The sequence below is a fragment of the Streptomyces griseocarneus genome (genome assembly GCF_014655595.1).
Lineage (GTDB): Bacteria > Actinomycetota > Actinomycetes > Streptomycetales > Streptomycetaceae > Streptomyces > Streptomyces griseocarneus.
In genome coordinates this window covers 79311-100276 of sequence record NZ_BNBL01000002.1, presented here as the reverse complement: position 1 = coordinate 100276, position 20966 = coordinate 79311, and the positions used below count along the sequence as shown (strand labels likewise).

Annotated in this window: 22 protein-coding genes; 7 read left to right on the top strand and 15 right to left on the bottom strand. The window is 71.5% G+C overall.

The window, feature by feature from the left end; genetic code table 11:
• Nucleotides 1–4 precede the first annotated feature (4 nt).
• Nucleotides 5–1747, bottom strand: a complete 1743-nt coding sequence (locus IE295_RS06385) for a pyruvate dehydrogenase (protein WP_190062521.1) — start codon at nt 1745–1747, stop codon at nt 5–7.
• Nucleotides 1748–1924: 177 nt separating this feature from the next.
• Here IE295_RS06385 and IE295_RS06380 point away from each other — a divergent pair, with 177 nt between their 5' ends.
• Nucleotides 1925–2185, top strand: a complete 261-nt coding sequence (locus IE295_RS06380; protein WP_190062520.1) for a ubiquitin carboxyl-terminal hydrolase 14 — start codon at nt 1925–1927, stop codon at nt 2183–2185.
• 34 nt (nt 2186–2219) lie between these two features.
• Here IE295_RS06380 and IE295_RS06375 read toward each other — a convergent pair whose 3' ends face one another.
• From IE295_RS06375 to IE295_RS06355, 5 genes are all read right to left on the bottom strand, one after another.
• The gene (locus IE295_RS06375) at nt 2220–3077 is read right to left on the bottom strand and encodes a geranyl diphosphate 2-C-methyltransferase (protein WP_190062519.1); all 858 of its coding nucleotides are present in this window, start codon (nt 3075–3077) and stop codon (nt 2220–2222) included.
• 88 nt (nt 3078–3165) lie between these two features.
• Nucleotides 3166–4359 carry a family 2 encapsulin nanocompartment cargo protein terpene cyclase gene (locus IE295_RS06370; RefSeq protein ID WP_190062518.1) on the bottom strand — a complete coding sequence of 398 codons (1194 nt, stop codon included), beginning with the start codon at nt 4357–4359 and terminating at the stop codon, nt 3166–3168.
• Nucleotides 4360–4393: 34 nt separating this feature from the next.
• Nucleotides 4394–5821 (bottom strand): family 2B encapsulin nanocompartment shell protein, encoded by a 1428-nt coding sequence (locus IE295_RS06365; RefSeq protein ID WP_190062517.1) that lies wholly within the window; start codon nt 5819–5821, stop codon nt 4394–4396.
• Between the two features lie 406 nt (nt 5822–6227).
• The gene (locus IE295_RS06360; protein WP_190062516.1) at nt 6228–7169 is read right to left on the bottom strand and encodes an AraC family transcriptional regulator; all 942 of its coding nucleotides are present in this window, start codon (nt 7167–7169) and stop codon (nt 6228–6230) included.
• 73 nt (nt 7170–7242) lie between these two features.
• Complete coding sequence (locus IE295_RS06355; protein WP_190062515.1) at nt 7243–8169, bottom strand: NADP-dependent oxidoreductase; 927 nt, start codon at nt 8167–8169, stop codon at nt 7243–7245.
• A 199-nt stretch (nt 8170–8368) separates the two neighbouring features.
• Here IE295_RS06355 and IE295_RS06350 point away from each other — a divergent pair, with 199 nt between their 5' ends.
• The gene (locus tag IE295_RS06350) at nt 8369–8749 is read left to right on the top strand and encodes a DUF488 domain-containing protein (RefSeq protein ID WP_224323134.1); all 381 of its coding nucleotides are present in this window, start codon (nt 8369–8371) and stop codon (nt 8747–8749) included.
• A 115-nt stretch (nt 8750–8864) separates the two neighbouring features.
• Nucleotides 8865–10310 (top strand): glyceraldehyde-3-phosphate dehydrogenase, encoded by a 1446-nt coding sequence (locus IE295_RS06345; RefSeq protein WP_190062513.1) that lies wholly within the window; start codon nt 8865–8867, stop codon nt 10308–10310.
• A gap of 120 nt (nt 10311–10430) precedes the next feature.
• Here the strand turns inward: IE295_RS06345 and IE295_RS06340 are convergent, their stop codons facing one another.
• From IE295_RS06340 to IE295_RS06325, 4 genes are read right to left on the bottom strand one after another with little or no spacing between them, the layout of a single operon-like run.
• Complete coding sequence (locus IE295_RS06340) at nt 10431–11396, bottom strand: ROK family protein (RefSeq protein WP_190062512.1); 966 nt, start codon at nt 11394–11396, stop codon at nt 10431–10433.
• An 11-nt stretch (nt 11397–11407) separates the two neighbouring features.
• The gene (locus IE295_RS06335) at nt 11408–12454 is read right to left on the bottom strand and encodes an ROK family protein (RefSeq protein WP_190062511.1); all 1047 of its coding nucleotides are present in this window, start codon (nt 12452–12454) and stop codon (nt 11408–11410) included.
• 45 nt (nt 12455–12499) lie between these two features.
• Nucleotides 12500–13231: a hypothetical protein gene (locus IE295_RS06330; protein WP_190062510.1), complete on the bottom strand. Its 732-nt coding sequence runs from the start codon at nt 13229–13231 to the stop codon at nt 12500–12502.
• The gene (locus tag IE295_RS06325; RefSeq protein ID WP_190062509.1) at nt 13215–13757 is read right to left on the bottom strand and encodes an RNA polymerase sigma factor; all 543 of its coding nucleotides are present in this window, start codon (nt 13755–13757) and stop codon (nt 13215–13217) included. The genes IE295_RS06330 and IE295_RS06325 overlap by 17 nt, the downstream gene beginning before the upstream one ends.
• A 157-nt stretch (nt 13758–13914) precedes the next feature.
• Here IE295_RS06325 and IE295_RS06320 point away from each other — a divergent pair, with 157 nt between their 5' ends.
• Complete coding sequence (locus tag IE295_RS06320; protein ID WP_190062508.1) at nt 13915–14133, top strand: hypothetical protein; 219 nt, start codon at nt 13915–13917, stop codon at nt 14131–14133.
• Nucleotides 14134–14398: 265 nt separating this feature from the next.
• On the opposite strand, the gene IE295_RS06315 is transcribed toward IE295_RS06320, so the two are convergent.
• Entirely contained in the window at nt 14399–14800 is a 402-nt protein-coding gene (locus tag IE295_RS06315) for an ATP-binding protein (protein WP_190062507.1), read from the bottom strand.
• A 266-nt stretch (nt 14801–15066) separates the two neighbouring features.
• Between IE295_RS06315 and IE295_RS06310 the strand changes: the two genes are divergently transcribed.
• Entirely contained in the window at nt 15067–16182 is a 1116-nt protein-coding gene (locus tag IE295_RS06310; RefSeq protein ID WP_190062506.1) for an aminotransferase class I/II-fold pyridoxal phosphate-dependent enzyme, read from the top strand.
• Here IE295_RS06310 and IE295_RS06305 read toward each other — a convergent pair.
• The 3 genes from IE295_RS06305 to IE295_RS06295 all read right to left on the bottom strand — a co-directional run bounded on the left by IE295_RS06305 (nt 16164) and on the right by IE295_RS06295 (nt 18307).
• Entirely contained in the window at nt 16164–16913 is a 750-nt protein-coding gene (locus tag IE295_RS06305; RefSeq protein WP_190062505.1) for a serine hydrolase, read from the bottom strand. The genes IE295_RS06310 and IE295_RS06305 overlap by 19 nt on opposite strands.
• A gap of 96 nt (nt 16914–17009) precedes the next feature.
• Entirely contained in the window at nt 17010–17468 is a 459-nt protein-coding gene (locus tag IE295_RS06300) for a hypothetical protein (protein ID WP_190062504.1), read from the bottom strand.
• 329 nt (nt 17469–17797) lie between these two features.
• A complete protein-coding gene (locus IE295_RS06295) occupies nt 17798–18307 on the bottom strand; it encodes an O-acetyl-ADP-ribose deacetylase (protein ID WP_190062503.1) in 510 nt (169 codons plus the stop codon).
• Nucleotides 18308–18455: 148 nt separating this feature from the next.
• Between IE295_RS06295 and IE295_RS06290 the strand changes: the two genes are divergently transcribed.
• Nucleotides 18456–19181: a hypothetical protein gene (locus IE295_RS06290; RefSeq protein WP_190062502.1), complete on the top strand. Its 726-nt coding sequence runs from the start codon at nt 18456–18458 to the stop codon at nt 19179–19181.
• Here the strand turns inward: IE295_RS06290 and IE295_RS06285 are convergent.
• Nucleotides 19142–20152, bottom strand: coding sequence for a GlxA family transcriptional regulator (locus tag IE295_RS06285; RefSeq protein ID WP_190062501.1), 1011 nt, complete (start codon nt 20150–20152; stop codon nt 19142–19144). The genes IE295_RS06290 and IE295_RS06285 overlap by 40 nt on opposite strands.
• A gap of 90 nt (nt 20153–20242) precedes the next feature.
• Between IE295_RS06285 and IE295_RS06280 the strand changes: the two genes are divergently transcribed.
• Entirely contained in the window at nt 20243–20845 is a 603-nt protein-coding gene (locus IE295_RS06280; RefSeq protein ID WP_190062500.1) for a cysteine hydrolase family protein, read from the top strand.
• Nucleotides 20846–20966: the final 121 nt, after the last annotated feature.

Here is a 20966-nt window from a genome sequence, read left to right as displayed (position 1 = left end):
CTCCTCAGGGGCGCGGGATGTTGCGCAGGTTGGAGCGGGCCATCTGGGCCATCCGTCCCACGCCGCCCTCCAGGACCATCCTTCCCGCCGAGAGGGCGAAGCCGCTGACCATGTCCGCGGTGATCTTCGGGGGCATCGACAGGGCGTTGGGGTCGGTGACGATGTCCACGAGCGCCGGCCCCTTGTGCCGGAAGGCGTCCCGCAGGGCACCCCGCACCTGCTTCGGCTTCTCCACCCGTACGCCGTACGCGCCGGCCGCGGTGGCGATGGCCGCGAAGTCGGGGTTGTGGTTGGCCGTGCCGTACGACGGCAGGCCGCCCACCATCATCTCCAGCTCCACCATGCCCAGCGACGAGTTGTTGAACAGCACGACCTTCACCGGCAGGCCGTACTGGACCAGTGTCAGGAAGTCGCCCATCAGCATGGAGAACCCGCCGTCGCCGGACATCGAGACGACCTGCCGGCCCTGATCGAGGAACTGCGCCCCGATCGCCTGGGGAAGGGCGTTGGCCATCGAGCCGTGGGTGAAGGAGCCGATGACGCGGCGGCGGCCGTTGGGGGTGAGGTAGCGGGCGGCCCACACGTTGTTCATCCCGGTGTCGACGGTGAAGACCGCGTCGTCGGCGGCCTCCTCGTCCAGGACGGAGGCCGCGTACTCCGGGTGGATCGGCGTGTGCTTCTCCACCTTCCGGGTGTACGCCTTGACGACCCCCTCGAGGGCGTCGGCGTGCTTGGCGAGCATCTTGTCGAGGAACTTCCGGCTGCTCTTGACCCGCACCCGGGGCGTCAGGCAGCGCAGCGTCTCGCGGACGTCGCCCCACACCGCGAGGTCGAGCGCGGCCCGCCGGCCCAGGTGCTCGGGCCGCACGTCCACCTGGACGATCTTCACGTCGTCCGGCAGGAAGGCGTTGTACGGGAAGTCGGTGCCCAGCAGGATCAGCAGGTCGCACGCGTGGGTGGCCTCGTAGGCGGCCCCGTAGCCGAGCAGGCCGCTCATGCCGACGTCATAGGGGTTGTCGTACTGGATCCACTCCTTGCCGCGCAGCGCGTGCCCGACGGGGGCCTTCACCCGCTCCGCGAACCGCATGACCTCCTCGTGGGCGCCCGCCGTGCCGCTGCCGCAGAACAGCGTCACCTTGTCCGCCTCGTCGACCATCCGGGCGAGCGCGTCGATCTCCGCGTCCCCGGGCCGTACGGACGGGCGGGCGGTGACCAGCGCGTGCTCGCCGGTGCGCGCCGGGGCCTGCTCGCCCGCGACGTCGCCGGGCAGGACGATGACGCTGACGCCGCCGCGGCCGATGGCGTTCTGGATGCCGGTGCGCAGCACCCGTGGCATCTGCCGGGGGCTGGAGACCAGCTCGCAGTAGTGGCTGCACTCCCGGAAGAGCTGGTCCGGGTGGGTCTCCTGGAAGAAGCCGGTGCCGATCTCCGCGCTGGGGATGTGCGAGGCCAGCGCGAGCACGGGGGCCATGGAGCGGTGGGCGTCGTAGAGGCCGTTGATGAGGTGCAGGTTGCCCGGGCCGCAGGAGCCCGCGCAGGCGGCCAGCGTGCCGGTCAGCTGGGCCTCGGCCCCCGCCGCGAAGGCGGCGGCCTCCTCGTGGCGGACCTGGACCCAGTCGACGGCGGCGTTGCGGCGCACCGCGTCCACGACCGGGTTGAGGCTGTCCCCGACGACCCCGTAGAGCCTGCGCACCCCGGCGCGCGCCAGGATGTCGACGAACTGCTCGGCCACCGTCTCCTTCGGCATGGGAACCCTTCCTCCCGGATCGCGGTCGTACGCGACCGGCGCCCGGCCGGTCTCCCCGCCCCTGCCCCCATCCATCCACAGAACACCTGGTGGTGCACCCCCGCACGGTCGCCCGCCCCGGATTGCCGTGCGGACCGGGCACTGTCAGGCTGGGAGTCTCGAAGAAGGAACCCCGCCATGAACCGACCCGACCCGCACCTGTCGTCCGTGCGCCCCGTGACCCCGCGCACGCCCCAGGGCTGCGAGGAATGCCTGCGCATCGGCTCCCCCTGGGTGCACCTGAGGCTCTGCCTGACCTGCGGGCACGTGGGGTGCTGCGACTCCTCGCCGAACAGGCACGCCAGCGGGCACGCCGGCGAGACCGGTCACCCCATCGTGCAGTCCTTCGAACCGGGCGAGGACTGGCGCTGGTGCTACATCGACGAGGCGATGGTCTGACCCCTCGCGCGCGGGTCGGACGCCCGCGCGCGGGTCAGACGCGGTCGGCGGCGATGAGGAGGTAGTGGAAGCTGCCCTCGCGGTAGGCGGTCAGGAAGGGGTCCTCGACGCCGGTGGCGAGGGAGGACTGGGCGCGCAGCTCCCAGTAGGGGATCGTGGCGGCCGTGAGGTCGACGACGTTGATGGGCACGAGGCCGTTGGCGGCCATGGCCTTGAAGTAGGCGCTGCGGGGGTGGATGTTGCAGGTGTAGTGCTCGTCGATGCGGCTGACCGCCTTGGAGCGGCCGCCGGTGACGTCGTTGTAGCAGCCGGTGATGGTGACGTAGCGGCCGCCGTAGGCCAGCTGGCGGGCGTGCTCGGCGAAGAGGTCGGACAGGTCCACGTACATGGTGGACTCGTTGTTCCAGATGCCCTGGAAGGCGCCGGTGGGGAAGCCGGTGTCCAGCATGTTGGCGAAGTGGTAGCGGACCTTGTCGTCCACGCCGCGCTTGCGGGCCTGGCCGTTGGCGAAGTCGACCTGGGACTGGGAGATGGAGACGCCGTCGACCTGGCAGCCGAAGCGGGCGTTGGCCATGATGCTGGTGCCGCCGCGGCCGCAGCCGGCGTCCAGCAGGCGCTGGCCGGGGGCTATGGGGCCCAGGTGGTCGAGGAGGACATCTGCCTGTGCCGACTCCAGCCGGTGGAGTTCCTCGATGATGCGCTCGTCGCGGGTCTCCTCGGGGCCCTCCAGGACGGCGGGGTCGTAGTCGCCGAGGCCGTAGTGGTGGTGGTAGAGGCCGTCGACGTCGCCCAGGCGCAGGTTGACCGGGTCCTTCTCGTTGTTCCAGTACTCCGCGACGGACTTCTGGTAGGCGGTGCGCAGGACGCCGGCGGGGGCGGGCGTGGTCGTCATGGGGTTGCTCCTTAGGGCATGTGTGCACAGGGACGTGCGGTGTGGCACAGGGATGTGCGGTGTGTGAGAGGGGGGAGGGCGGGCGGGCTCAGGCGCCGTTGTAGCGGGAGCTGCCGCTGTGCCATTCGCGGTTGCCGCCGAGCCAGGCCCACACCCCCGCGAGGAACCGGCGCAGCTGGGGCGATCCGGTGAGGGCGAGGGCGGCGGCCTGCGCCTCGTAGGCGCGCACCAGCTCGTCGTGGATCTCCGCGCTGCGCTCGATCGCCTCGCGCGGCGAGCACCGCTCCTCCTCGGCGATCACGGTGGGGAGGTTGAACTCCACGCCGGAGGAGTCGTGTTCCTTGGTCATCGAGTACAGGTCGTTGACGAGCGTGCTCGCCGTCGCGGCCGTCGTCACGGCGCGGCGCACGCGCGGGTCGGCGTACTCGGTGGCGGGCAGGGCGTAGCCGCCCACCACGTCGGTCAGCGCGATGCAGGGGAGGAAGCTGTTGATCTGACGGTGGGCCAGGTATTCGTGGACGCTGGGCATGTGGCCCCGGGAGCGCCAGGAGCCCTCCTGGCCGTAGCCGACGAAGAGGACGGCGACCTCGTGCCGCAGCCGGCCCACCTGGGACGGCTCCGCGTACCGGGTGAGGTGCCGCAGGGCCGAGCGCAGGGCGACCCGTACGGGGTCGTCGTTCATGTCCCTCTCCCACGCGGGCGCGTAGCGTGCGGGGAGGTGGGCGGGGTCGAGGGCGGCGTAGGCGAGGCCGAGCTGGGAGCCGAGGAGTTCGGGCCGGGAGCCCACGGTCTCGTCGTCGCAGTAGTAGTCGTCCGTGGCCCATTCGGCCAGGGCGCACCTGCCCGCCGCGAGCAGCCGGTCCGGGTCGTCGGTGTCGGGGTGGGCCAGCATCATCAGGCGCCCGAAGTCGGCCGCGCGGACGCGGTCGAGCCGTCCGGCGTAGATGCCGGTCTCGTCGGCCCAGGCCAGCAGTTGGTCGTTGACCTCGCGGGCCAGTGCCGGGTCGTCCCGGACGGCGGGCGGGCAGTACAGCTCCGGGACGCCGGTACCGCGCTCGTCCGGGGCGCCGGCGGGGCCGGGGGTGCGGCCGGCCGGCTTCCCGGCCGTGCTCCCCACCGCCTTCCCCGCTGCCTCCCCCGCCGCGAGACGGGTCGCGATACGGGCGGCGGAGGTGCCCAGCCCCGTCGGCCCGGTGGGCACGGTGGGCACGGTGGTGCCCGACGGGCGAGGGACCACCGGGGGCTGTGCGTTCAGCGCGATGATCCGGGACAGCAGTGACACAGGTTCTTCTCTCCGTTCCGGGGGGTGGTACCCGTCAGGACGGGGTGTGGAAGACCTCGACGTTCTCGAGGACGCCGAGCGCGTCGGGGACGAGAACGGCCGCCGAGTAGTAGGTGCTCACCAGGTAGGAGATGAGGGCCTGGTCGTTGATGCCCATGAACCGCACGTTCAGGCCCGGCTCGTACTCGTCGGGGATCCCGGTCTGCCGCAGGCCGACGACTCCCTGCTCGGCCTCGCCCAGCCGCATGGCGAGGATGGCGGAGGTGCCCTCGTCCGAGACGGGGATCTTGCCGCAGGGAAGGATCGGCACGCCCCGCCAGGCGGGGACCGCGTGGCCGTTCACGTCGGCGCTGTCGAAGGCGAGGCCCCGCTTGTTGCACTCGCGGGCGAGGGCGGAGATGGCCCGGGGGTGGGCGAAGAAGGCCTTGGTCCCCCGCCGCATGCTCAGCAGCTCGTCCATGTCGTCGGGGGTGGGCGGGCCGGAGTGGGTGGAGATGCGCTGGCTGTGGTCGGCGTTGTGCAGCAGGCCGAACTCGGGGTTGTTGACCAGCTCCGACTCCTGGCGCTCGCGCAGCGCCTCGACGGTCAGCCGCAGCTGCTGCTCGACCTGGTCCATCGGGTCGTTGTAGAGGTCGGCGACCCGGGTGTGCACCCGCAGGACCGTCTGGGCCACGCTCAGTTCGTACTCGCGGGGGGCGAGCTCGTAGTCGACGAAGGTGCCCGGCAGGACCGGCTCGCCGGCGTGGCCGGCGGCGAGGTCGATGTTCGCCTCGCCCTTCCGGTTCCGCGGCCGCTCCTGCTCGGCCTGGCGCCGCCGGACGTGGGCGCGCAGCCGCTCGTGACGGCCCGCCACCTCCTCGTACGCGGCCCGGGGCAGGGCCAGGACGGTGCACGCCGTCAGGGCGCGCGCCGTGAACTCCCACTCGCCCGGCTCCTCGGCCACCGCCCGCGCGCCGAAGAACCCGCCGTCGGCCAGCACGCCGCGGCGGATCTCCTCGCCGTACTTTCCGGTGCCGGCCTTCTCGACCTTGCCGCGCGCGATCAGGTAGACGTGGTCGACGGCCTCGCCGCGTCCGGCGATCACCTCGCCGGGCGCGTACTCCTCCTGCCGGCACCGCTCGGCCAGCGCTCGCAGCGCCGCGTCGTCGTGGAACCCGCGCAGCAGCGGCAGTTCGCCCAGCTCCGCCGGGACGACCCTGACCGCGGCACCGTCCTGGACGAAGGTGACCCGGCCGTCGCCGACCTCGTACGCCAGGCGCCGGTTGACCCGGTACGTGCCGCCCTTCACCTCCACCCAGGGCAGCATGCGCAGCAGCCACCGCGAGCTGAGGCCCTGCATCTGCGGGACGCTCTTGGTGGTGGTCGCGAGGTTCCGCGCGGCGGCGATCCCCAGGCTGAGCTGGGCCCGGCCTGCCTGCTGTTCGGGCTGCTCCGGCTGCTGCCGGTGCGCTGCGGTCGCCATCCCGGTCCCTTCCCTCTGGGCGCGTGCGTCAAGAAGGAGCCCCTTTGAGTCACCCGATCGGGCGACGAGGAGCTCCCGCCGCGCAAGTGAAGCAGCGCTTAATGATGTTGGTCGAGACTGACGGGTGGGCACCGTCGTGTTCACGCCATCGAACGGATGCGGGTGAGCACGGCAAGCTACCGATTTCGGGCCGGACCGCCGCGACCCGGAGTGGCGATCTAGCCCTATTTGTTCCGATATCCACTCATCTATTCGCGCCAGCCCGGGCCACTCGCGACGCCCCTTAGGCGGCACGGCCGGTGATGCGAGGTGGCCGATATCGTTCCATCAGGTCGACAGGAACCGGCCCCGGCGGCTACGGGCCGTACGCACCCACCCGCGGGCCGATCCCGCGGCCGCGTCGGGCTCAGGCGGGAGCGAGGCGGGACTCGCGGCGGTAGCCGCCGGGGGCCTGGCCGTACTCGCGCTTGAAGGCCTTGGCGAAGGCGTACTCGGAGCCGTACCCGGTCCGGGCCGCGACGGTGGTGAGCGGGGCGTCGGACTCGCGCAGCAGCTTCGCGGCGGTCGTCATCCGCCAGCGGGTCAGGTAGGCCATGGGCGGCTCGCCGACGAGGGCGGTGAAGCGGCGGGAGAAGGCCGCGCGGGACAGGCCCGCGCGCTCGGCCAGCGACTCCACGGTCCACTGGGCGGCCGGGTCCTCGTGGACGGCGGCCAGGGCCGGGGCGACCGCGGAGTCGCCGAGTGCGGCGGCCCAGCCCGTGGCTGCCGTCGGCGGCCGGTCCTCGAGCCAGGCGCGCAGGATGTAGAGGAGAAGCGAGTCGATGAGCGCGGGGACGATGCCGTGCGATCCGATGCGGGGGTTTTCCAGTTCCGCGCCCAGGAGCTGGACGGCGGCGCTCAGTTCGGGGTGTCGGCCGTGTCCGGCGGGGAGGTGGATGATCTCGGGAAGCTGGCGCACCAGGGGGTGGGGGCGTCCCTGGTCCAGGTGGTAGTTGCCGCACAGGAGGCTGGTGCGGGGACCGTCGCCGCCGATCGTGACCGTGCCGATGGGCGACCCCGGACGGAACTGCTCGGGGCGTTCCACCTCGGCCGGGGTGGAGGGGTGGTCGGCGAGGATGTGCCCGCGGCCGTCGCGCAGGAAGACCACGTCACCCGGGCTGAGGGCGATCGGCTTCAGGTGGGGCGCGTCGCCGAGGGGGACGATCCAGCAGGTGCCGGACAGCACCACGTGGAAGCCGGCGCCGGCGACCGGGGGAAGGCGCAGGCCCCAGGGCGCACGGCCGTGGGTGCGTACGGACCTGGGCTGCCCGGTCCGCATCGAGCTCAGCGCCTCGGTCAGGATGTCCAACGCCCTCCCCCTCTTTCTCTTTCCTCTTCCGTCTCCCCCGCCGCGGGGCGTTCAGCGTACGACCCGAGCCGTGTCAGCCGACGGTCAGGACGATCTTGCCCTGGGTCCGGCCGGAGCCGACCAGCTCGTGCGCCTTGGCGGCTTCGGCCAGCGGGAACGTCGCGGCGACGTGGGGCTTGATGCGGCCGGCGTCCACGAGGGCGGCGATCGCCTCCAGCGAGGCGTAGTCGGGTTCGACGCTGACGCCGGCGAAGCGGCGGCCGGCGGCCTCGACCTCGGCGGCGAGCTCCTGGTTCCAGTGCTCCATGATGCTGACGAGCGTGCCGCCGGGGCGCAGGACGGAAAGCGAACGGACGCCCTCGGACGAGGAGTCGAAGACGACGTCGACGTCCTTGACCGCCTGGGTGAAGTCGGTGGTGCGGTAGTCGATGACCTCGTCGGCGCCCAGGCTCCGTACGAAGTCGTGCTTGGGGGCGCTCGCCATGGCGATCACGTGGGCGCCGCGGGCCTTGGCGATCTGCACGGCGAAGTGGCCGACGCCGCCGGCCGCGCGGTGGATCAACACCCGCTGGCCTTCCTCGAGTCGGGCCGCGTCCACCAGGCCCTGCCAGGCCGTGAGCGCGGCGAGCGGGATGGCCGCGGCGTGCACGTGGTCGAGGCCGGCGGGCTTGCGGGCCACCTGGCGCGACGGCGCGGCGACGTACTCGGCGTAGCCCGTGGCGGCGCGCGGGAAGAACGGCATGCCGAAGACCTCGTCGCCCGGCTTGAAGCGGGCACCGGGGCCGGCCTCCTCGACGACGCCGGAGATGTCCCAGCCGACGCCGAAGGGCGGCTCGCCGAGCAGCGGGTAGGCGCCGGAGCGGACGGCGACGTCCACCGGGTTCACACCGCTGGCGTGGACGCGGATGAGGACCTCGCCGCCGAGGGGCGTGGGCCGCTCGGTCTCGACGGTCTCCAGGACCTCGGGGCCTCCGAAGGACTTCTGGACGACAGCGCGCATGGTGATCTCTCCCCTGGTTGTCCGGGGCGGTGTCCCCGGTGGTTGATGGGCTCAACACTAGGAAGATCCATTGAGCCGATGAATATCTCCGAGTCTTCGAAAGATGTCCCAGCGTCTTCGCGGCGCGGATGATCGGCCATCCCGCTCCGGGCAGCCGCCACCGGGTGCGCACCGCCCGGCCCGGGCCGACGATGGGAGCGTGGAACGGTCACGGCGGGTGCGGGTGCGCAGGGTCTACGACGCGCCCGAGAAGGCGGACGGCGGCCGGGTGCTCGTCGACCGCATCTGGCCGCGCGGCGTGAGCAAGGAGGCGGCCGCGCTCGACGAGTGGTGCAAGGACGTCGCACCCTCCACCGGGCTGCGCACCTGGTACGGACACGATCCCGCCCGCTTCGAGGAGTTCGCCCGCCGCTATCGCGCGGAGCTGCGCGACGCCGATCACGAGGCGGCCGTCCGGCACCTCGGGGAGCTGATCGGGCACGGCACCCTCACCCTTCTGACCGCGACCAAGGACGTCGGCATCAGCGGGGCCGTCGTGCTCCGGGAGGTGCTGGTGGGGAACGACACCGGGGATGAATAGGGACAAACCGCTAGTTACTCCCCGAGTGTGGCATCCCTCTCAGACCGCAGCGCTTGATCGATCAAAAGAGTGTGGGGTTAGCATATGAGCGCCGCCTAGCTCGAAAGATGGACCTGTGACTGTCAACGAAGACTCGTTCACAAACTGGAAGAACCGCGAGGAGATCGCGGAGTCGATGATCCCGATCATCGGGAAGCTGCACCGGGAGCAGGACGTCACCGTCCTGGTCCACAGCCGCTCCCTGGTGAACAAGTCGGTGGTCAGCATCCTCAAGACCCATCGCTTCGCCCGCCAGATAGCCGGTGAGGAGCTGTCGGTCACCGAGACGCTGCCGTTCCTGCGGGCTCTCACCACGCTCGACCTCGGCCCCTCCCAGATCGACATCGGCATGCTCGCCGCGACGTACAAGGCCGACGGCCGCGGCCTGTCGGTGGAGGAGTTCACCGCCGAGGCGGTCGCCGGCGCCACCGGCGCCAACAAGATCGAGTGCCGCGAGGGGCGCGACGTCGTCCTCTACGGCTTCGGCCGCATCGGCCGCCTCGTCGCCCGTCTGCTCATCGAGAAGGCCGGCTCCGGCAACGGCCTGCGGCTGCGGGCCATCGTGGTCCGCCAGGGCGGCGACCAGGACATCGTCAAGCGCGCCTCGCTGCTGCGGCGCGACTCCATCCACGGTCAGTTCCAGGGCACGATCACCGTCGACGAGGCGAACAGCACGATCATCGCCAACGGCAACGCGATCAAGGTGATCTACGCCAACGACCCCTCCGAGGTCGACTACACGGCGTACGGCATCAAGGACGCCATCCTCATCGACAACACCGGCAAGTGGCGCGACCGCGAGGGCCTGTCGAAGCACCTGCGGCCCGGCATCGACAAGGTCGTCCTGACCGCGCCCGGCAAGGGTGACGTGCCCAACATCGTGCACGGTGTCAACCACGACATGATCAAGCCGGACGAGCAGATCATCTCCTGCGCGTCCTGCACCACCAACGCCATCGTCCCGCCGCTGAAGGCGATGGAGGACGAGTACGGCGTCCTGCGCGGCCACGTGGAGACCGTCCACTCGTTCACCAACGACCAGAACCTGCTGGACAACTACCACAAGGCCGACCGTCGCGGCCGCTCGGCGCCGCTCAACATGGTCATCACCGAGACGGGTGCCGCCTCGGCCGTCGCCAAGGCGCTGCCCGACCTCAAGGCGCCGATCACCGGCAGCTCGATCCGCGTCCCGGTGCCGGACGTCTCGATCGCGATCCTCAGCCTGCGGCTCGGTCGCGAGACCACCCGCGAGGAGGTCCTCGACTACCTCCGCAACGTGTCGCTGACCTCGCCGCTGAAGCGCCAGATCGACTTCACCACCGCGCCCGACGCGGTCTCGAGCGACTTCATCGGCTCGCGCCACGCCTCGATCGTCGACGCCGGCGCCACCAAGGTCGACGGCGACAACGCGATCCTCTACCTCTGGTACGACAACGAGTTCGGCTACTCCTGCCAGGTCATCCGCGTCGTCCAGTACGTCTCCGGGGTGGAGTACCCGACCTTCCCGGCTCCGGTGGCCTGACACCGGCGGACCGACTGATCCGGGGTCTGTGAAGACGGCCCGGTGACCACCGGACGGCCGCCACCTCGTGAGAGGTGGCGGCCGTCCGGCGTTTCCTCGTCAGTTCCCGGCGTTCCTTCGTCAGGGGGCGTGGTCGAGGGCCAGGAGGGCGGCGCCCACCCAGCCGGCCTCCGGCCCGAGGCGGGCCGGCTCGATGTCGGGGAGCTCCCGGTGGGCGGCGGCGGTGACGAAGCGGGTGAAGCCCGAGCGGATGGGGTCCAGCAGGAGGTCGCCGGCCTCCGCGACGCCGCCGCCGATGACCACCAGCTCGACGTCGAAGAGGTTGACGAGCGTCGCGATGCCGATGCCGAGCCACTGGCCGAGGCGCTCGAGCTGGGCACGGGCGGCCGGGTCCCCGGCGCGCGCGGCCTCGGAGACCGTCTCCCCCGTCACCCGGCCGGGGCCGCCGGCGAGCGTGGCCAGCATCCCGCCCGGTTCCGCCGCGGCCGCCGCGCTGCCGTAGCGACCGAGCGCCCGCCCGGAGGCCAGGGGCTCGAGGCAGCCGATGGTGCCGCAGCCGCAGCGTTCGGTGCCCCGCGGATCGACGATCATGTGCCCGAATTCCATGGCGATCCCGGTGCGGCCGCGGAAGAGGCGATCGGCCAGCACGAGGCCGCCGCCGACGCCGGTGCCCACGGTGATGAACGCCATGTAGGAGGCGCTGTGCCCCTTGCGGTACTCCGCCCAGCAGGCGGCGTTGGCGTCGTTGTCGACGACGGTCGGCAGTCCGGTGGACTCCTGGAGCAGATGCCGGAGCGGCACATCGCGGTAGCCGTTGTTGGGAGCGGTCCGGATGCGGCCCTCGGGCCAGCGGATGAGGCCCGCCGCTCCCACGCCGACGGCGACGATGCCGGGATGGCGCGAGCGCAGTTGCTCGATCAGGACGGAAACGGTCTTCAGGATGGCCGCCTGGTCGGTGGGGCTCGGCACGGCCGGAACCCGTTCGACGACGCGGCCCTCGGCGTCGACCACTCCTGCCGCGATCTTCGTGCCACCGATGTCGAGTCCGATGGAGAGCCGGCCGTCATCGTGGGTCGGTGCGCGCATGGGGGTTACTCCTACCGGGGTTGGAGCCGGATGCCGAAACAGCTCTGCAGAGCGATCAGCGCGGCGCCGTGCGCGCCACGGACGGCGTCCAGCGGTTTGGTGACGATCTGACAGTCCCTGCTGAGGTGGAACGCGTGCGCGGGGAATTTCCCCAACGCCTGGAGAAAGGTGTTCGCCGCCCGGCACCCGGGGCCGCCCCTGATGAGGTCCTCCGCCGCGTAGATCACCACATGGGTCGGTCCGAAGGTGGTGAGGAGCGTGGCGATGCCACGGGCGATCGAGGTACCGGCCTTGCGGAAGGCCGCCGCGGCCTCACGCGCCTGGGAGTCGTTGCTGTCGGCGAGCGCGATCGCGGCCTCCAGCCCGTCCAGCTCCCGTCCGGTCCGTTCCTTGACCACGGCGGTCAACGCCCGGTTCCCGACCTGGCTTTCGATGCACCCCCGCATCCCGCAGTCGCAGATCCGCCCCCTCTGCCACACCTGGAGGTGCCCGAATTCCATCAGGGCGGAAATCCGTTCGCCCCGTACGACCATTCCGGCACCCACGCCGTCGCGGATGAGGACGATCCCGAACGTCGCGCTCGTGCGGCCCACGCCGAGGCTCTGCTCGTACGCCGCGAAGGCGTGCGCATCGTTCTCCACCGAGGTGGCGCAGCCCGTCAGGGAGGAGAGTTCCGCGCCGAGCGGGAAACCCACCCATTCGTACGGAGGAGGCTTTTCGTGCCGGTGGTCGTCGGGGCCGTTGACGAGGTGGAGCACCGTTCCCGTGTCCGGGTCGACCGGGCCGCCCACCTGGATTCCCACGCACACCCGGTCTCTGGGAAACGCACATCCCAGTCTGTCGTCGACCAGTTTTCCCGCCAGTTCCGCCACGCGCTTCACCACCTCCTTCTCCTCCATGACCGTGAGATGCCGACGGGAGCGTGCCATCACCACGCCGTCGGACCCGACAACGACCCCCGTGAGTTTGTACGGCTGGACCTCGATGCCGACCGCGTAGTACCCGTGGTCGAGTTCGTACGAACGTCGGAGCACCTGCCGCACTTTCACGTCGTTCACGTTCATGTGCCACCTTGCGTCCGGTGGTGCGCTCGGGAGAGAGAGTCAGGCCATGGAACCGGGGGTCACCGCCTCCGGATACCGCTGGACGGCGGCACGGACGGCGATGGGTGTCAGTGTGACGATCTCGTCGGTGTCGCCCTCTCCGTCCTCGTCACGCGCCACCCGGCGCAATTCCTCTGCCTGTTCGGTGGTCGCGCAGTCCCACAGCAGGCCGACGAGATCGACGTCGTCCGTGTCCTCGAATTCGTCGAAGGAGACCCGCTCGGTCATGAGGTGACGGCTCCGGTTGACGTAGGGAAGGTGCCGCACGCACTCGGCGAGGAACGCGGCCTTCAGCTCCGTGACGGCCGCCTGCGGCTCCGGAACCGGTTGCCGCACCTGGTCACGGAAGCTGTTCAGCGCCCGCGCCACCGTCTCCACCGTGAGCTCGTCGATGTCGCCCCGGTTCAGCCGCACACCGGGGCGGCCCGCCGTCGCGACGGCCGACAGCCACAGACGGACGACGCGGTAGCCGTAAGCGGCCCAGCCGGCCCGGGAGTCGAAGCCCGGCACGTCGGCCTTCCGGGCGTGGCGCGCCTCCGGTTCCGCCGTCGCGGCCCCGAGGAGCCGTCGCAGCCGGTCCTGCACCTCGTCCGGGGTGAGCCGGCTCTCGACGTCGGCCCGTACGGTCCGCAGAAAACGCTCGAACGCCGGGTGCAGGGACGCCGTGGTATCTCTGGTGGCCTTCGGCCGGTCCCCGCGGGTGACGAGTCCGCGCTCATCCCGTGCTGCCATGCGAACCTCCTTCTTTTTCCTCGTAGTTCTCCAGCGAGCCGCGCAGCGTGGCGAGTGCGTGCCGCAGATTGCTGCGGACGGTGCTCGCCTTCACGCTGATCAGCGCGGCGATTTCCGGTGCGGTGTAACCGTCCAGGTGCAGGGCCAGGACCTGCCCCTGCCGAGGAGGCAGTCCCCGCAGAATCTCCAGCACCTTTTCGTGCTCGTCCGGTTCGGTACGGTCCGCCGGGGCCGAGCCCGCCAGCCGCGCGTTCCGTGATTCCAGGGCCAGCCGCTTGCGATTGCGTTCGGCCTTCCTGCAGTACGCGTGCCAGGCGACCGTCCGGACCCAGCCCGCGGGGCTCTTGCAGTCCGGCCGTTTGCGCAGGAATTCCTGCATGGCATCCTGCGTCGCGTCCTCGGCTTCCTCATGGGTTGCCCCGGCTCTCCTCAGGCTATGAACGACTCGCGGATACTCCGCTGTAAAGAAAACGGCGAAACCCGGCAACTCGGCGGGTAAGGCCCCGTGATCTCCTCGGGGGCTCACGCGGCCACCTCCTCTGGGTCGGTCACACCCTTATGGGGCCGCGAGGGACCGGCAACGTGCAAAGCACCCGCAGCGGCGCGACGTACGACGGCGCTTGCACGAGAAGGGTGCCTTCCGCCCCTTCTTCGACAACAGCCCCGAGGAAGGTGAGGCACCCATGAGGCGCGACGCCGGAATGCGGCACACCAACTCCGACGACACCGGCCCCACCCGCCCGAACCGCCCCCCGAGCACCACCGAGCTCGTGGCGCTCGTCGACGGCATGACGGCGAGCATCGGAGGCACGTACGTGCTGACGTCATCGGTCCTGATCACGGTGGTGGCCGGAGTGCTGGCGCTGGCCGTGGCGACCCTGCACGTCGCCTTCGGCCCGTGAGCGTGGGCGGCCGCGTCCTCCTACGGCCGGGTGCGGGCACCGCCCCTGCCCGGGACGGGCCCGCACCGGCGGGATCGGCAGGCGGTGGTGTCACCGCTGTTTCTTGCTCACCGCGGCCGGCACTGCGCCGCCGCGGTGGGGGCCGGCACGACGAGGTCCGGCGCGGCAGCGCCCCGGCGAGGCGGGGGTCGTCCGACGCGGCAGGCCGGCCCGCGCCGGCCGCGCGGTGTCGGGTTCCCGCCTTGGAGGGGCGGCCCGGCCCGGCTCAGTACCCGGGGACCGAGCCCGGCTCCGGGAGGCTTCCCTTCGGCAGACTGCCCCTCGCCCCCGCGGTCATGGCGCCGCCGATGGACTGTCCCGCCGATCCCGCCGTCTGTCCGATGAACCTCTGGACGCCGGAGGTCGTCTGTCTCAGGACGCCCCCCGTCCGGCCGGCGGCGGACAGGGTCCTCCCGAGCTCGCCGCCCCCGGCCGCCCGGCCCAGTTCCGCCGTCGTCTTCTGCAGGGCGTTGTCCGCCATCGCGGTCACCGATTCCGGGTCGATGCCCGTGCCGACCAGGTCGACGCCCGGCACCCCGCCCGCGGCATGGGCGACGGTGCCCGGGCCGATGACGCCTGCGCTCAGCGCGGCCGCGGTCAGGGCAGTCGCCGCGAGGACTCGTCGCATCCAGACTCCTTCAGTCGATTCCGGCAAGACAGGCCTTTGCGGCAAGAACGAGCCGGAGGAGCTCCCGGACACGTCACCTGTTCGCCGCACCTGCCGGCAAGGTCACGAGCCGGCGGTGGCTCGCACCGTCTCCGAACGGTCCTCCTCGTGGGTGAACAAGGCATTGACCGGCCACCCGCACCCTGGGGGCTGTTGCCGGAGAACCTGCGGGCCCGGACACTGGTCTCCGGCGAGACAACCATCAGCGCACGCGAATGAGGGTGCCCGTGACGCCGTCACTGTTCCGGATGCTCGACTGGCACGAGCTGATAGAGGCCGAGCGGCAGCAGCCCGGCGCCCGTGTCTTCGTCTCCGACTACAACGGCGGGCACCCGTTCGTCGAGGAATTCCTCGGCGAGCTCGCCGACACCTCCCCCGGGCGCCTGGCGGACATCACCCGCTACTCCGGCCTGGACGAGGACGTCCGGCTGCGCGCGAAGATCGCCGCGATGCACCGGCAGTACGACGGAGCCGATTGCACGCCGCGCAACGTGCTTCCGGGCGGCGGCTCCAGCAGCCTCCTCGGCACGTTCGCCACCTGGCTGCTGCTGACGGGGCGGCGGCGGGTCCACTACGTCCCGCCGGTGTACTACAAGCTCGCCTACCTCTTCAGGCGCATGGGCCTGGAACCCGTCCCCGTCGCCCGCGGCCACGCCTACCAGCCGGAATTCGACCTGCGTCTGCCCGACGAGCGGACCGTGCTCGTCCTCACCGACCCGGTCTGGTACGCGGGGCGAAGAGTGCCGTCCGCGGTGCTGAAGACGATCGGGGCCTGGCAGCAGGAGACGGGCTCGCTGGTCTTCGTCGACGGGACGTTCCAGTACATGCGCTGGGACGGGGAACGCGGCGAGGAGTCGGCCGCGCACCTGCCCGGCGATCTCACCCTCCGTATGGTGTGCCCCACCAAATACCTGTCGATCCACGGCTACCGCTGTGCGCATCTGCTCGTCCCCGAGCGGCTGCGCGAGGAGATGGCCGAGCTGCACCTGAACCTGCATGGTGATGTGGCGGTTTCCGACCGCCTCTTCGCGCACCGTGCGGCCGACGTCATGCTCGGCGAGGGCAACGGCGCGCTGATACGGCACGTCCGTGACCGTCACAGGGTGCTGGTGGACAGCGGCGCGCTCAGCGCGCGGATGCCGGTGGAGACCGGCTTCTTCCTGTTCGCCCGGCCGCGGGTGCCGCACCGCTGGTTCCTGGCGATGGACGGGAAGTACTTCGAACTCGACGGCCATCCCGGGTACATCCGCATCAACCTGCTCAACCGCACCGGTGTCGAGGCCCTGATGGCCACGGTCGGCCAGCCGGCCGGTCAGCGGGCCGATCAGCCCGCGAGGGTGTGACGGCCCGCCCAGACCCGCGCCGAGATCCGCGCCAGCAGGCGGGCGGCCGGATCGTCGACGTCGTGCCCGTTAGCGAGGGGGCCGGTGTAGCAGACGGCGATCGCGTAGGACTCGGCGTCCTGCGGATGGACCACGGCGGCGCAGTGCCGAAGTCCGGGAAACCAGCCGTTCTTGCTCGCCATCCGGGTCCCCGGCGGTAGCCCCGCCGCCACGTCCACCCGATGGACATTGCCCTCCAGCTGTCCCAGCACCTCCGGCTCCAGCGACTCCAGCAGCCGGACCAGGTCCCCGGCAGTGACCCGGTTGTGGACGCCGGCCGCGCGGGCGGGGTAGTCCTCGATACCGCGCGGACTCGTGCTGCCGGACGCACCGGCCTGGCGCCATACTCGCGCCACGGCGTCGTGACCGACCTCGGCGAGGCAGAGGTTGGTGGCCAGGTTCGAGGAGTGCGTGACCATCCGCCCGGCCAACCAGCGCAGCGACGCGGTCGCGCCGAGGAGTTCCCAAGGTGCCGGATCGCTGTCGTGCGCAATCGAGTTGGCGTAGGTGGCCGAACCGGTCACGGAAGTGAAGCGATTGACCACAGGGACCTGTGCGTCCAGGTCGATCCCGCTGCGGTGGAGCGCGGCCAGCACCGCCACCTTCATCGTGCTCGCCGCGTCGTGCGGCACGTCCGGGTTTCGTACGACGACGGGAGAGCGCCGCCAGGGCGCCACGACCACGGAAAGCACGCTCCGACTTTAGGACGCGCGGCGCCCGGATGTCGATCGAGGAAACGTCAGGGCGACCGGGCCACGACGGCTACCGGTCGCCCCGCCTCCTTGCCCCTACTCCTCCTCGGCCGGGATCGGGCCCAGGTACTCGAGGGTCCACGTCTCCTGGAACTCGGGCTGGGGCTTCACGAGCGTGATCTGCGCACCACGGTGCCCGGCGCGCAGGGCGAGACCGTTGTCGGCCCCCAGGATCTTGAGTCCGCCGATGACCCGCTCGAACGTGAACTTCGTCCACTCGGCACGCGGAACGCTGTTCACGTAGAGCTTGTCCTCGTGGACCACGAGCCCCGCGGCCGGGTGGTAGGCCAGGTGGATCACGTAGGGCGACCCCGGGACTTCTTGCTCAGCGGCGTCGATGACCCACTCCTGCTCGATGGGCAGGGGGTTGAGGCGGTCGGTGATGACAGGAGCGCCGTGCTTGACGGCGTACTCGGTGGCCGTCAGGAGGGAGGTCGGTCCGATGATGTGAGCGTGGATCTTGTACTTGCCGGGCTTGACCGGAATCGGGGCCATGCGTGGCACGTCCTCTCTCACGTTTCCGCTACCACCGGCGGGACCCGCCGGCACACGCCCTCTACCTTCGCGGCGAGTTCACCGGCTGCAAAGGGCGGTATGTAGCCAAGCCCATTACGGCGAGGATCGATCGATCACCATTGCGAATACGGCACCTCAGGGTGGGGCACGGGGCACGGCGGTGAGAACGCCCCGGAGGCACGGAGTGCGGTCCTGACCGACCGTGAGGTCCTTGGTGTTCTGTTGGCCGGCGCCCACGCATTGTGGCGGATGCCGGCCGGCCGACCGGGTGGGCCCGGACGAAGGCAATCCCCCGGACCGTGCAGCCGTCAAGGCATCTGCGACGCGAAGGCCTCGTACGCCCGCTCGTCGAAGAGGACGAAGCGGACCTCCTCCACCGCTGTCGGAGTCGCTCGTACCGTCTCCACCGCGATGCGCGCCGCGTCCTCCAGCGGCCAGCGGAAGATGCCGGTCGAGATGGCCGGGAACGCGACGGTCTTCGCGCCCAGTTCGTCCGCCACCCGCAGCGACTCGCGGTGGCAGGAGGCCAGCAGATCCGAGCGGTCCTCCGTGGCCGACCAGACCGGGCCCACCGTGTGGATGACCCAGCGGGCGGCGAGGCGGCCGGCGGGGGTGGCGACGGCGCGGCCCGTCGGCAGGCCCTTGCCGTAGTGGGAGGCGCGCAGGTCGCGGCAGGCGTCGAGGATCTCGGGGCCGCCGGCGCGGTGGATGGCGCCGTCGACGCCGCCGCCGCCGAGGAGCGAGGAGTTCGCCGCGTTGACGATGGCGTCGGCCTGCTGCCGGGTGATGTCGCCCTGGACGAAGGTGATGTGGACCATGGTTCCATCTTCGTCCATCGTCGTCCGTCGACGCCCTGTCCCGGCCCCGGCCCGGTCGCCCGGGGGCGATCACTCAACTAGCATGCGCATGCCATTGCGCCGCCCCGGCGCGCCCCCACCGGCTTCTTCCCGACGAAGGCACCCCCACATGCGCATCCAGCGGATACTCGCGACGACGGCCGTACTCGCCGCCCTCACCTCGGTGACGGCGTGCGAGAAGGACGATAAGGAGGGCGGTGCGGCCGCCGGCGGGACGGCGGCGGCCGGAAGCGCGTCCGCTTCCGCGGCCCCGGGGGCCTCGTCCGCGCCGCCGAGCGCCGCGCCGGGCGGCCGCGTCCCCGAGGCGAGCATGGGGCTGGCGAGCGCCGACGACCTCGCCGCGCTGCGCAGGCTCGTCCACGACCATCACAGCGTCGACTGCAAGACGTTCTCCACCGACCCGCAGACCGTCTCCATCCAGTCCATCGACTACCTGCCCGCCGTCGAGGGCAACGTCAAGGACTGGGGCGTCAGCGAGCGCGGCCTGTGCGGCGAGCCCGCCGGGGCGCAGCGAGCCCACGGGCTGGTGTGGCTGGACAAGGTCGCGAACATGGCCGTCTTCCAGGAGCGCGCCAAGGCCGCCCAGCTGGCGGAGCTCAAGGAGAACGGCCGGATCAGGGCCACCCGCAGCAAGCTCCTGGTGGGGACGAACATCGCGGTCGAGACCAACAACCGGCACGCCCGCATCGGCCTCTACCAGCAGCAGTTCCTCTACCTCAACTGCGAGGCCGGATTCACCGCCCCGCAGGGCTTCCGCTTCGAGAAGGCGATGGCCGACGGCTGCGTCCTGACCAACTACGAAGCGGAGTACGACGGGGAGAACGCCGCCCGGTAGTCGCGCGGGCTGGTGGACAGCCGGGCGGCGAAGTGCTGCCGCATGGTCACCTCGCTGCCGAAGCCCGCGCGCCGGGCGACCTCGGGCATGGCGAGGTCGGTGCGCTCCAGGAGCCGCTGGGCGGCGGCCAGGCGCTGGTCGAGGAGCCAGCGGGCGGGCGTGTCGCCGGTGGTCGCGGTGAAGTGCCGGGCGAAGGAGCGGGGGGACATGCCGGCCCGGGCCGCCAGCGTGCCCACGGTCAGGGGCTCGTCGAGGTGGCGCAGGGCGTACTCGCGCACGCGGGCCAGGGCGTCGGCGTCGCGGTCCCCGCCGGTGACGGGGCGTTCGATGAACTGCGCCTGGGTGCCGGTGCGGAAGGGCGCGGTGACCATCGAGCGGGCGATGGTGGCGGCGGTCTCGGCGCCGTGGTGGGTGCGGACGAGGTGCAGGCAGAGATCGATGCCGGCGGCGGTGCCGGCCGACGTCCACAGGGGGGCGCCGCCCGCCGCGGGAGCGGCGTCGGCGGCATCGGCCGAGGCGTCGATGAAGAGGGCGTCCGGTACGACGGTCACCCGGGGGTGCTGCCGCCGCAGCAGGTCCGTGAGGGTCCAGTGGGTGATGGCGCGGTGGCCGTCGAGGAGCCCGGCCTGGGCCAGGGCGAACGCGCCGGCGCACAGCGCGGCGACCGGCACGCCGCGCGCGTGGGCGCGCCGGAGGGCGTCGAGCACCGGGGGCGGGACCAGCAGCAGCGGGTCCACCAGGCCGGGGACGACCACGAGGTCGGCCCGGTCGAGCCAGGCGAGCGTGCGGTCGGGGGCGAGGCTGAGGCCGCCGGGCATGGGGACCGGTGCGCGGTCGGCGGCGCAGCGGCGCAGCTCGAAGGCCGGCACGCCGCGGTCGGTGCGGTCCGTGCCCCACACCTCGGTGATGACCGAGACGTCGAAGGCCCGGATGTTGGGGAAGGCGAGCAGGGCTACGCGGTAGGACGCCATGGGCGGGAGTATGCCCCGGCCGGGTGGCAGAAAGCCATCGAACCCCGGCAGTCCTGCCACTGTCGGGACGGGTGCGCCGACGGCAGGATCATGGTCATGAACAAGCGAGAGATTCACGGCAACGCCGCACTGGTCGTCATCGACGTACAGAAGGGCTTCGACGACGCGGAGCACTGGGGGCCCCGGGACAACCCCGGCGCTGAGGAGAACATCGCGGCGCTGATCGACGCCTGGCAGGCGACCGGCCGCCCGGTGGTGTTCGTACGGCACGACTCCGCCAAGCCCGGCTCGCCGCTGCGCCCCGGCCAGGAGGGCAACGACCTCAAGGACGCCATCGAGGAGCGCCGGGGCCGGGGCGAGGGCCCGGAGCTGTTCGTGACGAAGACGGTCAACTCGGCCTTCTACGGCACGCCGGACCTGCGCGAGTGGTTCGAGGCCCAGGGCGTGCGGCAGTTCGTCGTCACCGGCATCCAGACCAACATGTGCGCCGAGACCACGGCCCGCATGGGCGGCAACCTCGGCTACGAGGTGCTGTTCGCGCTGGACGCCACCCACACCTTCGACCTGCGCGGCCCGGAGGGATACCACCTCACCGCCCAGGAGCTCGCCTACGCCACGGCGGTCAACCTGCAGGGCGGCGGGTTCGCCGAGGTCGTCACGACGGCGGAGCTGGTCGGGGCGGCCGGGGCCTGAGCGGACGAGCGGACGACCCGGGAGGAGCACCGCTCCTCCCGGGTCGGGCGTTTGCCCGGTTTCCGGACCCGGTGGCGAAAACAGCTCCTTGACGTGGGATTCGCACCGGTAAATCGTGTGA